Source organism: Kitasatospora sp. NPDC042419 (assembly GCF_056437345.1).
The window spans coordinates 1-12,252 of record NZ_JBWKAW010000001.1 but is presented as its reverse complement, the minus strand read 5'-3'; the positions used below and the strand labels follow the sequence as shown (position 1 = coordinate 12,252).

Here is a 12,252-nt window from a genome sequence, read left to right as displayed (position 1 = left end):
CGTGAATCGGCCTGCTCACACCGGTCCGCTCGCGCCGGCCCGCTCACGCCAGGAGTTTCTCCTTGGCCTTCTGGTACTCCTCGTCCGAGATGGCCCCGCTGGACTTGAGGTCGGCCAGTTTGGCCAGGTCGTCGACGTGGCTGCGGCCGGGCGGGCCCTCGCCCGGGGCCGTGCCGTCCGCGGCGGCCTCCCGGATGTAGCTCTTGAACGCGGCCTCGGACTTCTGGGCCTGGGCGACGTCGCGTTCGCCCATGCCCTTCCCGCGTGCGATGACGTAGATGAGCACGCCGATCAATGGCAGCAGGATCACCAGGATCAGCCAGCCGGCCTTGGCCCAGCCACCGATGTCGTGGCTGCGGAAGATGTCGGTGATGATCTTGAACAGCAGGAAGAACCAGAGGATCCAGAGGAACAGCTCCAGCATCGTCCAGAAGATATTGAGCAGCGGGTAGTTGTCCATGACGCTCCCGTCGGTGCAGACCCGAGTTCTCTTGAGTCATACCACCGCATATCGGACATCATGGTCCGCTGTTGAGCCATTCCGGTGATCTTCGAGCTCTGCGGGAATATCGCCGGTCATGCGGGCGGGGAGGGGGATCCCCCCTCGGAGGGCCCCCGGAGGGCGGATCCTCAGCGGGTCGGCGGGCGCTCCCGCAGCTCCACCGCCAGGCCGATCAGCTCGCCCCACCAGGCTTCGTGTCCGTCCAGCAGCAGCCGCTGCGCCTCGGCCGGCTCCACCGCCCGGACCTCGACCACCTGCTCGCCGTCGTCCGGGTTGGTCGGCTGGGAGTCCACCGCGACCTCCGCCCAGCCCCAGAGCCAGGCCTTCTCGGGGTGCGGCTGCCACGGCCGGTACGGCTCGGCGTCCTCGGTCACGCAGCGGTGCGCGCCCAGCCAGACCGGCTCGCCGAGCAGCCGGGCGCCGGCCTCCTCGCGCAGCTCGCGGACCAGGCAGGACTCGACGGACTCGCGGGCCTCGCGGGTGCCGCCGGGCAGGAACCAGTGGTCGCGCTCGTCGCGGCAGAGCACCACCAGGCCGTCGTTGGTGAAGCCCACCACGTGGATGTTGGTGACCAGCTCGTCCGGGGGCAGTGCCGTCGAGAACTGCGCGTCGTAGCGGCCCCAGGTCCAGTACTGCGGTGCGTGCAGTGCGGGGAAGAGGGCGGCCAGCTCGGCGGCCCGGTCCGTTCCGGTGGTCGTCCCGGCGGCAGGACCGGCGTCGGCAACGGGGTCGGCGTCGGCGTCGGGGTCGGCGTCGGCGGTCCCTGCGACGGTCGCTGCGGCGGTTCGGTCGGCGGCGGAGGTCCGGGGGATCCGGGCGCTCCGGTCGGCTCTGGCGGTGGCGTCGGTGCGGTCGGTGGTATCGGTGGTATCGGTCATTCGGTGATCGTAGTCCCGGCCGGGCGCAGCAGGGGGGTCGTCGGGTGAGCCAGCGTCAGCTCCGCGGCGTCGATCGCGCGGGGCCGCCGCGGGACCACGGCCTCCAGCGGGGCGCCGACCCAACTGCCAAGCGAGATCTCGGCGGTGATGCCCGGGCCGAAGCCGGCGATCAGCCCCTGGGTGCCCTCGGTGACCTCGCCCTCCTCGAAGAGCCGGGCCAGTGCGTCGAAGACGACGGCGCTGGCGATGTTGCCGCGCTCGGTGAGGGTCGCGCGGGAGAACCGGAAGGCGGCCGGCTCCAGGTTGAGGAAGTGGCAGAGGTCGTCGAGGATGCGCGGGCCGCCGGCGTGGACGATGTAGAAGCCGAGGCCGGAGACGTCCCAGGCGTGGTCGGTGGCGAGCGCCCGCAGGGCGGGGGCGAGCATCTCCATGGTGCCGGGGACGCGCTTGTCGAGCTGGAAGTGGAAGCCGGTGTCCTTGACCCCGTAGGAGATCCAGTTCTCGGTGTCGGGGACGAGGTGCGAGCCGTTGCGCTCCAGGTGGATGCCGGCGCCGCCGCGGCCGCGCAGCACGGCGGCGGCGATCGCGTCGCCGAACAGGCCGTTGGAGAGCAGCGAGCCGACGCCGATGTCGGTGGGCTGGTAGCAGAGCGAGCAGAACTCGCAGGCCACGATGAGCACGTTGGCGCCGGGGTAGGCGCGGCAGAAGTCGTGCGCCCGGTTCACGGCTGCGCCGCCGGCCGCGCAGCCGAGCTGGGCGATCGGCAGCTGCCGGGTGTCGGAGCGGAAGCCCATGGTGTTGATCAGCCACGCGGTCAGCGAGGGCATCATGAAGCCCGTGCAGGAGACGTAGAGGATCAGGTCGATGTCCCGGGCGGCGAGTTCGGCGTGGCCGAGCGCGCGCTCGACCACCTCGGGGACGCGGCGCTTGGCCTCGCGCTCGTAGACGGTGTTGCGCACGGTGAAGCCCGGGTGGTCCAGGGTCTTCTCGATGGGCTGGACGAGGTGCCTGGTGCGCACCCCCGTGTTCTCGATCAGCCGTAGGGCGAGGCCGAGTTGGGGGTGGTCGGCGTGCAGGGTGCGGGCCAGGTCGAGGGTCTCGTCGAGGGTGATGACGTGCTCGGGCACGGCGATGGCGGGTCGGCAGAGTGTTGCCATGGGTGGACTCCCCTGGTGGCCCGGGCGGGGCGGTGGGTCGGCGCGGGCGGTGGCCTACGGATGCGTCGGACGGGCGCCGCCGCGCGGGCAGGTCGGCGCGGTGCCGCGGGGGCTCTCGCCCGGGCGGCGGCGTGGGTCGGTGCCGGGGTGGTGCGGTGGTGGGGAGGCGGTCACCAGGCGACCGGGAGGGTCTGCGGGTAGCGCCAGATCGAGCCGGTCTGCCAGTCCAGCTCGGCGGGCGGGACGGCCAGTCGCAGCCCGGGGAAGCGCCGCAGCAGGGTGCCGATGGCGACCTGGAGTTCCATCCGGGCCAGGTGGGCGCCGAGACAGTGGTGGGTGCCGTAGCCGAAGGTCATGTGGTTGGGGCTGCCGCGGTCGAGGTCCAGCTCGTCGGGCCGCTCGAACATCGCCGGGTCCCGGTTGGCGGCCAGGTAGGAGACGTGCACCGGCTCGCCGGCGCGGATCAGCACGCCGCCCAGCTCGACGTCCTCGGTGGCGACCCGGGCGATGCCGACGCCCTGCCGGAACGGGATGAAGCGGAGCAGCTCCTCCAGGGCGCGCGGCAGCATCTCCGGCTCGGCGCGCAGCTTGGCGAGCTGCTCGGGGTGGGTGAGCAGGGTGTGGGTGATGTTGGACAGCTGGTAGGTGCTGGTGTCGTGGCCGGTGACGAGCAGGACCATGGCCATGACGGCGAGTTCGTCGTCGTCCAGCAGTTCGGCGCCGTCGCGGGCGGTGGCGAGCGCGCTGATCAGGTCCTCGCCCGGGTCGCGCCGGCGGGCCGCGGTGAGGTCGGCGAAGTAGGCGCGCAGGGCGGCCTTGGCGGTGACCTGGCCGGCCCCGCTGCCGGGGCCCATCGACATCATCGCGACGGCGTGGCCGCGGAGTTCGGCGCGGTCCTGCTCGGGGATCTCCAGCAGCTCGCAGATGGTGGTGAGCGGGAGCCGGCTGGAGAGGTGGTGGACCAGGTCGGCGGGTGCCCCGTGCTCCTCCATGCCGTCCAGGTAGCCGTCGACGACGCCCTGGGTGTGGGCGCGCATCCGCTCGACCTGACGGTTGGTGAAGCCCTTGGCGACCAGCCGGCGGAGCCGGTTGTGGGCCGGCGGGTCCATCAGGTTGATCGACTCGACCTGGGCGATCGGGGCGGGCGTCATCCGGGGCAGGTCGCGGCCGATGCCGGCGGCGCGGCTGAACCGGCGGTCGGTGGTGACGATGCGGACGTCCTCGTAGCGGGTGGCCAGCCAGGCCTCGCCCTCACCGTGCGGGAGGCGGATCCTGGCGATCGGCTCCTCGGTGAGCAGGCGCTTGAGGAGGGGGTCGAACTCCAGGCCGTCGGTGTGGTTGAAGGGGCAGTCCCACACGGGGGCGGAGGTAGTCACGGGCTGATCCAGGGGCCGGGGTGCTGCCGCCCGACCGGGGATCGTTCGGGCGCGGACGTGCTGATGTTCCCCCACCTGGCCGAGAAAATGTGGACAAGAGCGATAGTTCCCTCGATTGAGGGAGATAAATGATTATCGTGCGACAGCTGGCAGTTGGGCGCCCGGGCTCCGGGGTCGAGCCGGCCCGGAAATGCTTCCCGGGGCGTCGGGTCGGTCCGATAGCCTGCGCCTCACTGTTGATCAAGGCTGATGCGCGGGCGGGTTCCCGGCGCGAGAGGGAGTGCCCCCATGCAGCGTGAACCGGTTGTCGAGCAGACCGGGTCGATAGCGCGGTCCGCCGACGCGGTGGACGCGAGCGAGTCGGTGGACGTTAGCGGGCCGGTCGGCGTGGTCGAGCCGGCGGACGTGGTCGAGTCGGCGGACGGCGGGCGTCGTCGTCCGACGGCCCGTCGCTGGGTGCTCGGCGGCGGTGCCCTCGCCCTGGTCGCGGCGGTGGCCGGCGGCGTGGTCCTGGTCGGTGCCGACGACGGGCCGGTGGTGAAGCAGACGCTCTGCGGGCTGAAGCGGGAGGCCGGGACCCCGCTCGACGCCCTGTTGCCGAAGGGCCGTGCGGGCACCGAGGAGCGGAGGGAGACGCCGGTCGGCGAAGGCGAGGGCGAGGGCGTTCTGCGGACCTGTGTGATCAAGGTGGACGGCGAGGAGGCCGTCACTGTCCGGGTGATGGGCGAGTCGGCCGATGCCACCGGTTCGCCCGACGAGACTCCTGCCGGTGAACTGGCCGGGCGCGGTGTCGTGGCGGATCCGGGCGGCGCCGCGGTGATGGACTTCTGCGAGGGGGATCCGACCCGGGTGGCCCTGGTCAATGTGATGCTGGATCTGAGCATCTATCCCCCGCGGCCCGACGCCTCGGCCCTGGACGCCCAGAAGCGCGCAGCGGCCCGGTTGGTGGAGACGGTGCGGGCCGAGCAGGCGCAGCAGGCCTGCCACTGACGGGAGTTCGGCGGAGTGCGCCCCGGGATCAGTGGCGGGTGCGCGGGCCGACGCCGTGGAGGAGGGTGTCGACGATCCTGGCCGCGAGCGCCTCGGGGTCGGCGGCCGCGTCGGGGCCCGGGCCGGCGGCCGCGTCGGCGGCGTGCGCGCCGTGCGGCGCCTCGCCGTGCAGGACTTCGCCGATGAGGGCGTAGAAGACCCGGCGGACCCACTCCAGGTCGGCGTCCGGGGCGATCACGCCCTGGGAGCGGAGCCGGCCGAGCAGTTCGGTGCAGCGGCGCGCGATCTCCTGGTGCGTCCGGACGGCCTGCTCGCTCTCGGCGGCCGCGGGCCCGAGGGCGAAGCCCCAGGCGCCCTTGACCCGGAGCACGTTGGCGGTGGCGCGGTGCAGCGCGACGAGCGGCGGCGCGGTCTCGGGGTGCCCGTCCTCGATGGCCTCCGCGAGCTTCGCCGCCGCCTCGGTGGCCAGTGCGTCCACGAGCGCCTGCCGGTTGGCGAACCGCCGGTGGACGGTGGTCCGGGTGACCCCGGCGGCCTCCGCGATCTGCTCCATGGACGCGCCGGGGTTCTCGGCCAGGACGCGCTCCGCGGCGGCCAGGATCGCGCGGACGCTGCGCTCCGCGTCGGCGCGCAGGGGGCGGCCGGCCGTCTTGCTCATCTGTTGCCTCCAGCTCGGTCGTACCCCGAAACGGTACAGCGGGGGAGCCGCTTCGCAAATAACTGACACATCAGTGTTGCAGATCTGCCTTCATTCGATACTGTGGTGTCACAGATAGCGGAGCGCCGTACCCGGCTCCGCACGGTCCACGGGAGAAGGAGCACCACTGTGCGCACCACCGCTTTGATCACCGGCGCGTCCTCCGGCCTCGGCGCGGAGTTCGCCGCCCAGCTCGCCGCGCGCGGACACGACCTCGTCCTCGTCGCCCGCTCCGCCGACCGCCTCGAAGCCCTCGCCGAGCGGCTCGGCGAGGCCCACGGGATCACCGCCCACGTCCTCGTCCAGGACCTCGCCGAGCCGGACGCCGCCCGCCGCGTCGGCGCCGGACTGGCCGACCGGGGCCTGACCGTGGACCTCCTGGTCAACAACGCCGGCTTCGGCACCTGCGGCCCGTTCGAGACGATCGACGGGCGGCGCGACCACGACCAGCTGATGGTCAACGTCGTCTCGCTCGTCGACCTCACCCACGAACTGCTGCCCGGCATACTCGCCCGCGGCCGCGGCGGGGTGATCAACGTGGCCTCCACGGCGGGCTTCCAGCCCACCCCGTACTTCGCCGTCTACGGATCCTCGAAGACCTTCGTGCTCAACTTCAGCCTCGCGCTGCGCCAGGAGTACCGGCGGCGCGGCATCCGCGTCCTCGCCTTCTGCCCCGGGCCGGTGGAGACCGAGTTCTTCAACGTCATCGGGACGAGGAAGGCCGCCGTCACGGGCAGCTTCACGACCCCCGAACCGGTCGTCCGGGCGGCGCTGCGGGCGTTCGACGCCGACCGCTCCTACGTCGTCCCCGGCCTCGCGAACAAGCTCAGCGCCCACCTGACCCCGCGCCGCCCGCGCACCATGGTCGCGGCGATGGCCGAACGCCTCTCGCGGGGCGTCCGCGACGCCATGGCGGGCGGCGGGGCGGGCAGTGGGGCGGACCGCCGCGACCCGAGCGGCGAGCGGGTGGCCTGAAGAGCGGTGCGATCAGCGCCAGTCGGCGACGCGGACCGCGCCCATGACGGCGCCGGAGGCGTTGTAGAGGACGAGCATCCGGGCCGGGTCGCCCGGCCCGGCCCAGTCCAGGTAGGCGCGGACGATGGCCCGGGTCCGGGCGTCCACCGCCTCCGGGTGGTCGGTGGCCAGGTAGGTGTTGACGTGGTCGTCCTGCGGTACGGAGCGGTTCAGCCGGGTGACGTGGCCCAGGACGGCCGCCCGCTGCTCCGCCGTCCCGTGCGCTTCGACGTACCGGGCGAAGGCGGCCGCGCCGTCCTCGACCCCGGGTGCCGCCGGCATCGCGGAGGGTGCGTGGGCCGCGGGCTGCTCCGGCGCCTCCTTCGGGCCGGTTCCGACGTTCGGCCAGCAGGCGGTGGCGAGCAGCGCGACGGCCGCGGCGCCCGCCCCGGCCACGAACGGACGGTGCTTCATCGGTCGATCCCCCTCCTCGAACACGTCGGCCGAGTCTAATGGTTCGTCAGGTCGGGGATCGGTCGGATGCGAACTCGGCCCCGGGCAGAACCGGGCGGCCGGTGACGGCGTCCGTGCGGAAGTGATCAAAAGTGTGTTGGACGGGCTGCCGATGTTCTGGCCCGGACTGTTCGCCTCCCTGGTACCGGCCGCCCTGCTGAACCGCCAGGTCGGGCGCTTGCTGCGCACCCACTGGGCGGTCGGCTTCGTCCTGCTGCTCGCCTTCGGCGGAGTGGCGACCCTGACCCTGCTGCCCGAGCACCCCCGCCCGTTCTGGCAGGGCCTCCCCTGGGCGGACGCAGTCCGGCACTGCACCCTCGCCGGCCTCGGCCCGCGCCCGCCCGCCGAGTGGCTCGGCCCCCTGCTCTTCGCCCCGATCGGCCTCGCCGCCGCCCTCACCGGCTCCCGCGGCCGCGCCGCCGCCCTCCTCCTCGGAGCGGGCCTCCTGCCCGCCGGGCTGGAAGCCGTGCAGTACGCCGTCCCCGCCCTCGGCCACCCCTGCGACACCCGCGACGCCCTCGCGGCGCTGCTCGGCCTCGCCCTCGGCGCGCTGCTGGGCCTGCTCGCCCGCCCGGTCCTCCGGCGCGCGTGACCCGGCGGGGCACCGTGTCACCGGTGCCACCAGTGCTGGTACACCATCCCCCTGTACGGGCCGTGTCGGCCGCGGGGCGAGGTCGAAGCGGCGCACGGAGGGCGGAGGGCGGAGGGGGGAGGGCAGAGGGCGGGAGCCGTCCGGGTGCGGCCGGACGGCCGGTTCCGCGAGGCCGCCCGGGTCCCCTGAGGCCCGGATGAGGGGAGGGAGACCGGAGGTGTAATTCGCTTGACCTGGACGGTTGGCGCGGCTGGACTGTGGCGGCGCCACGGGAGGTGGCGCGGACGATCAGGGGAGGCCGCAGAACCGATGGAGATTCGTGCCACGACCGAGCAGGACCGTGAGGTGTTCATCGCCACGATGCACTCGGCGTTCGGGCTGTTCCCCGGTACCACCACCGAGGACGGCGGCGGGGCCTGGTGGTCGGCGTTCGAGCTGGACCGCGGCCTGTTCGCGGTGACGGACGACGGGCGGCCCGTCGGCACCGCCACTGCGTACTCCTTCGAACTCACCCTGCCCGGGGGCGCCGTCGTCCCGGTCTCCGGCGTCACCGGCGTCGGTGTCGCACCCTCACACCGGCGGCGCGGCGCGCTCACCGCGATGATGCGGCGCCAGCTCGCCGACATCCGCGCGCGGGGCGAGTTCCTCTCGGTACTGCTGGCCTCGGAGGCCGTGATCTACCGCCGGTTCGGCTACGGACCGGCGACGTACACCAACCGGCTGACCGTACCGCGCCACCGGGCCGCCCTCGCGACCCCGAGGGTCGGCGGCGAGGACACCGGCTCCGTCGAACTGCTGCGGAGCGACGACTGCCGGGAGATCCTGGAGGACCTCTACGACCGCTACCGCCGCACCCAGCCCGGGGCGCTCTCCCGCCCGCACCGCTGGTGGGCCCTGCGGGCCGGACAGGCCCCGATCTCCCCGGCGCCGCGCTACGTCGTCGTCCACCGCGACGCCGACGGCACCCCGGACGGCTACGCCAGCTACGCGCTCGGCGACCCCGACCGGGTGAACAGGACGAGCACGCTGACGGTGGACGAGGTCATCGCCCTCGACGACCACGTGTTCACGGCACTGGCCCAAGCCGTGCTCGGCCACGACCTGATCGGCCAGGTCGTGTTCAAGCACGTCCCGGCCTGGCACCCGCTGCGCTGGCAGCTGGCGGACATCCGCGCCGGCGAGACGGGCGCCGAGGACGACTGGCTCTGGGTGCGGCTGCTGGACGTCCCGCGCGCCCTGGCCGCACGCGAGTGGTACGCGGACGGGGAGCTGGTGCTCGACGTCGACGACACCTTCCTCGGTGAGCGCAACCGGTACCTGCTGACCGTCCGGGACGGCAAGGCGGAGTGCGTCGAGACGGACCGTGAGCCGGATCTCAGCCTCGACGTGAGCGACCTGGGCTCGGTCTACCTCGGCGGCACCACCCCGAGCACCCTCGTCCGCGCCGGCCGCATCCAGGCCCACCGCCCCGGCGCGGCCGCGGTCGCCGACACCCTCTTCCGCACGGAGCAGCCGCCGCACTGCCTGCACTGGTTCTGACGGCACGGCAGGACGAGGAAGGCCCGCCGCTCCGGAGTCGACCGGAGCGGCGGGCCGTTCTGCTGCTCAGACCTCGGCGGTGGCGGCGAAGGTGAGGAACGCCTGCCAGCTGTCGGGGGTGAAGGTGAGGCGGGGGCCGCTCTTGTCCTTGGAGTCACGGACGAGGACGGAAGTGGTGGTCTCGGCGACCTCGATGCAGGCAGCGCCTTCGTTGGTGCTGTAGCTGCTCTTGTGCCAAGCAACCTCGACGCAGGCCGTGCCCTCGTTGCCGCTGTAGCTGCTCTTGAACCACGTCAACTCGGCCATGCCTACCGCTCTCCCAAGATCGTCTCGATCAAGGCAAGCGACTCCGTCAGATCCAGAGCCTGCGCCCTGATGCTGCTGTACCGTCCGTTCATGATACGGACCACCTCGGGGTCGGTGATCAGTCGATTGACGTGCTGAACCTCGGCGAAGGCGATCTGGGAACGCCCCTTGGGGGTAAGGAGGATGAACGAGCCCCCCATGCCGGCGTGGTGTGTCCGCCCCAAGGGCATCACCTGGAGCTCCAGGCCACGCATGCGGGGCGCCGGATCGCCAGACAACAGTTCGCCTCCTGGGGAGTCAACTCCCTTTCTCAGGAGGCCTATCACTCCGCGCTCCTGATCGTCGCCGAGCTGGCGGCGAATGCCTTGATCCACGGGCGCGTGCCGGGGCGCGGGTTCGAACTCGCCCTCTCGTTCACCACCGTGCGCCGTTCGCGCACCTCCGTGCTCCGGATCGAGGTCTCCGACTGCCGGGGTGACCGCCACCCCGTCCTCCCCGTCGCCGAGTGCCCGACCGACACCCTGTCCGGTCGTGGCCTGACCCTGGTCGACGCCCTCGCCGACCGCTGGGGCAGCGTCCCCCGCGAGCCGGGCGCCAAGACCGTGTGGGCCGAGTGCGCTCTGGAAGCGCCTGTCTGTATTCCCGGTGCAACCGGGAGGAATTCGGAGGATATTCCTGGGTCAAATGGCTTACCCGGAGCCGAAAGACAAAGGGGACCGTAGCATGCCAGAAAAGCGGCGACCGGGCCCAGGCATTAGGGGCGGGGTGCCGCGAGACCCGCGCGATACGGTGAAAGCTGGATTGCCTGAATCCCAATCTCCAGTCGATTAAAAGACGAATCCGTCGGAAAGATGCCCGAAACCGGCGCCGGTCCCTGTGTCGATGATTTCAGCCCGTTGGCACACCTCCGGGGAGCGGAGCGATGTCCAGTGAGGACATTCAAGGAGATGAGTGGGGCACCTAAGTCGCGCTAGAACGTACAGCCAGGACGAACAGAGGATCACCTAAAGGGCGCGAGCCCCATGGTGACGGAGTGCCCGTAGTAGTCGCAGGAGTAACGACCTGCCAGGGAGGGCGGGAAAGCCGTCCACAGGGCGAAGGGGCACAGGTGACTAGACATCAACCGACCGAGAGGTATGCGAAATGCAGAGTTCCGAAACGGTGCTTGGTGTCCTCCGTGAACGCGGCAGACGCGGTCTGCCGTGCAACGAGATCTATCGACAGATGTTCAACCCGCAGATGTATCTGCTGGCCTACGGGCGCATCTACTCCAACAAGGGGGCGATGACACCCGGGGTCACAGGGGAAACCGCCGACGGTATGTCGCTGGCCAAAATCGGGCGCATCACCGATGCGCTACGCCACGAGCGATTCCGATTCCGGCCCGTCAAACGGACCTACATCCCGAAGAAGAACGGGAAGCGTAGGCCGCTGGGCCTGCCGTCCTGGACGGACAAACTGGTCGGCGAGGTGATGCGGCTCCTGCTGGAGGCGTACTACGAACCCCAGTTCTCCGACCACTCGCACGGTTTCCGTCCCCGACGCGGATGCCACACCGCCCTGCGCGACGTGGCTCAGACGTGGTTGGGGACGACCTGGTTCATCGAGGGGGACATCGCCCAGTGCTTCGACTCGCTCGACCATCGAGTGATGCTCGACATCCTGGGCGAGAAAATCCACGACAACCGGTTCCTGCGGCTCGTGCGGAACATGCTCCGAGCCGGATACCTGGAGGACTGGAAATGGAACGCCACCCTGAGTGGCGCTCCACAAGGCGGAGTACTCTCCCCGATCCTGTCCAACATCTACCTGCACAAGCTGGACTCCTTCGTCGAGAAGATCCTCATCCCGGAATACAGCCGAGGTGCACTCAGGACTAGGAACCCCGAGTACACCAGGATGTCGACTGCGATCCGACGTGCACGCAAATGCGGCGACCGCGCAGCAGCCCGCACGCTGGGCAAACAACTGCGCTCACTCCCGAGTCAGGACATGAACGACCCGGGGTACCGCCGTCTGCGGTACATCAGATACGCCGACGACACCCTCATCGGATTCGCCGGACCCAAAGTGGAAGCCGAAGAAATCAAACAGCGACTGGGAAACTTCCTCCATGACGACCTCAAGCTGGAACTGTCCCAGGAGAAAACGCTCGTCACCCACGCCAAGACCGGCAGGGCGAGGTTCCTCGGCTACGAGATCAGCGTCCGACGGGACGACCGCAGATCAGAACCGAAGAAGGGAAGCCGCCGGCAGCGCCGATCGGTCAACGGAATCGTTCAACTGCACGTCCCGAGAGACGTCGTGAAAACCCACTGCGCACCGTACATGGAACGCGGGAGACCCACGCGAATGCCGTCGATGTTCAGATACGACGACTACACCATCGTCAACATCTACGGCGCCAGGTACCGCGGAATCGTGAACTACTACCTGCTGGCCAGTGACGTCTTTCGACTGAACCGGCTGCACTGGGTGATGCAGTCCTCGCTGCTGTGCTCCCTTGCGAACAAGCACCGGTCGACCATGTCGAAGATGGCCCGCAAGCACAAAGCCACCATCGACACACCGGCCGGGCCTCGCAAGTGCATCCAGGCAAGCATCATCCGGGCAGCAGGCACGAGACCGCTCGTCGCACAGTTCGGCGGCATTCCGCTCAAGAGGCAGAAGTGGGCGGTCATCCTGGACCGCGACCCCACCCAACACCACCCACGCCAACGCGAGTTGGTAAGACGGGTGCTGGCCGGG

The 12,252-nt window shown here is 70.9% G+C and carries 14 protein-coding genes; 6 read left to right on the top strand and 8 right to left on the bottom strand.

The window, feature by feature from the left end; all coding sequences use genetic code 11:
* Positions 1-43 precede the first annotated feature (43 nt).
* The 4 genes from AC067J_RS00070 to AC067J_RS00055 all read right to left on the bottom strand — a co-directional run bounded on the left by AC067J_RS00070 (position 44) and on the right by AC067J_RS00055 (position 3,913).
* Positions 44-460 carry an SHOCT domain-containing protein gene (locus AC067J_RS00070; RefSeq protein WP_478295655.1) on the bottom strand — a complete coding sequence of 139 codons (417 nt, stop codon included), beginning with the start codon at positions 458-460 and terminating at the stop codon, positions 44-46.
* A gap of 170 nt (positions 461-630) precedes the next feature.
* Positions 631-1,380, bottom strand: coding sequence for an NUDIX hydrolase (locus AC067J_RS00065; protein ID WP_478295654.1), 750 nt, complete (start codon positions 1,378-1,380; stop codon positions 631-633).
* Positions 1,377-2,537, bottom strand: a complete 1,161-nt coding sequence (locus AC067J_RS00060; RefSeq protein ID WP_478295653.1) for a type III polyketide synthase — start codon at positions 2,535-2,537, stop codon at positions 1,377-1,379. The genes AC067J_RS00065 and AC067J_RS00060 overlap by 4 nt, the downstream gene beginning before the upstream one ends.
* Before the next feature lie 170 nt (positions 2,538-2,707).
* On the bottom strand, positions 2,708-3,913 hold the full coding sequence (locus tag AC067J_RS00055; RefSeq protein WP_478295652.1) for a cytochrome P450: 1,206 nt from the start codon (positions 3,911-3,913) through the stop codon (positions 2,708-2,710).
* Between the two features lie 288 nt (positions 3,914-4,201).
* Here AC067J_RS00055 and AC067J_RS00050 point away from each other — a divergent pair, with 288 nt between their 5' ends.
* The gene (locus AC067J_RS00050; protein WP_478295651.1) at positions 4,202-4,903 is read left to right on the top strand and encodes a hypothetical protein; all 702 of its coding nucleotides are present in this window, start codon (positions 4,202-4,204) and stop codon (positions 4,901-4,903) included.
* Positions 4,904-4,931: 28 nt separating this feature from the next.
* Here the strand turns inward: AC067J_RS00050 and AC067J_RS00045 are convergent, their stop codons facing one another.
* Positions 4,932-5,561 (bottom strand): TetR/AcrR family transcriptional regulator, encoded by a 630-nt coding sequence (locus AC067J_RS00045; RefSeq protein ID WP_478295650.1) that lies wholly within the window; start codon positions 5,559-5,561, stop codon positions 4,932-4,934.
* A gap of 168 nt (positions 5,562-5,729) precedes the next feature.
* On the opposite strand from AC067J_RS00045, the gene AC067J_RS00040 reads away from it, so the two are divergent.
* On the top strand, positions 5,730-6,575 hold the full coding sequence (locus AC067J_RS00040; protein WP_478295649.1) for an SDR family NAD(P)-dependent oxidoreductase: 846 nt from the start codon (positions 5,730-5,732) through the stop codon (positions 6,573-6,575).
* Between the two features lie 12 nt (positions 6,576-6,587).
* Here the strand turns inward: AC067J_RS00040 and AC067J_RS00035 are convergent, their stop codons facing one another.
* Positions 6,588-7,028: a hypothetical protein gene (locus AC067J_RS00035; RefSeq protein WP_478295648.1), complete on the bottom strand. Its 441-nt coding sequence runs from the start codon at positions 7,026-7,028 to the stop codon at positions 6,588-6,590.
* Between the two features lie 121 nt (positions 7,029-7,149).
* Between AC067J_RS00035 and AC067J_RS00030 the strand changes: the two genes are divergently transcribed.
* Positions 7,150-7,659, top strand: coding sequence for a hypothetical protein (locus tag AC067J_RS00030; RefSeq protein WP_478295647.1), 510 nt, complete (start codon positions 7,150-7,152; stop codon positions 7,657-7,659).
* Positions 7,660-7,968: 309 nt separating this feature from the next.
* Positions 7,969-9,198 (top strand): GNAT family N-acetyltransferase, encoded by a 1,230-nt coding sequence (locus tag AC067J_RS00025; protein ID WP_478295646.1) that lies wholly within the window; start codon positions 7,969-7,971, stop codon positions 9,196-9,198.
* Between the two features lie 66 nt (positions 9,199-9,264).
* Here AC067J_RS00025 and AC067J_RS00020 read toward each other — a convergent pair whose 3' ends face one another.
* Both AC067J_RS00020 and AC067J_RS00015 read right to left on the bottom strand, forming a co-directional pair.
* On the bottom strand, positions 9,265-9,504 hold the full coding sequence (locus AC067J_RS00020) for a DUF397 domain-containing protein (RefSeq protein ID WP_478295645.1): 240 nt from the start codon (positions 9,502-9,504) through the stop codon (positions 9,265-9,267).
* Positions 9,505-9,506: 2 nt separating this feature from the next.
* Positions 9,507-9,704 (bottom strand): Scr1 family TA system antitoxin-like transcriptional regulator, encoded by a 198-nt coding sequence (locus tag AC067J_RS00015; protein WP_478295644.1) that lies wholly within the window; start codon positions 9,702-9,704, stop codon positions 9,507-9,509.
* On the opposite strand from AC067J_RS00015, the gene AC067J_RS00010 reads away from it, so the two are divergent.
* Both AC067J_RS00010 and AC067J_RS00005 read left to right on the top strand, forming a co-directional pair.
* Positions 9,636-10,226 carry an ATP-binding protein gene (locus AC067J_RS00010; protein ID WP_478295643.1) on the top strand — a complete coding sequence of 197 codons (591 nt, stop codon included), beginning with the start codon at positions 9,636-9,638 and terminating at the stop codon, positions 10,224-10,226. The two genes, AC067J_RS00015 and AC067J_RS00010, sit on opposite strands and share 69 nt — an antisense overlap.
* A 421-nt stretch (positions 10,227-10,647) precedes the next feature.
* Positions 10,648-12,252, top strand: a 1,605-nt coding sequence (locus AC067J_RS00005; protein WP_478295642.1) for a reverse transcriptase/maturase family protein, incomplete at its 3' end; no start/stop codon positions are given.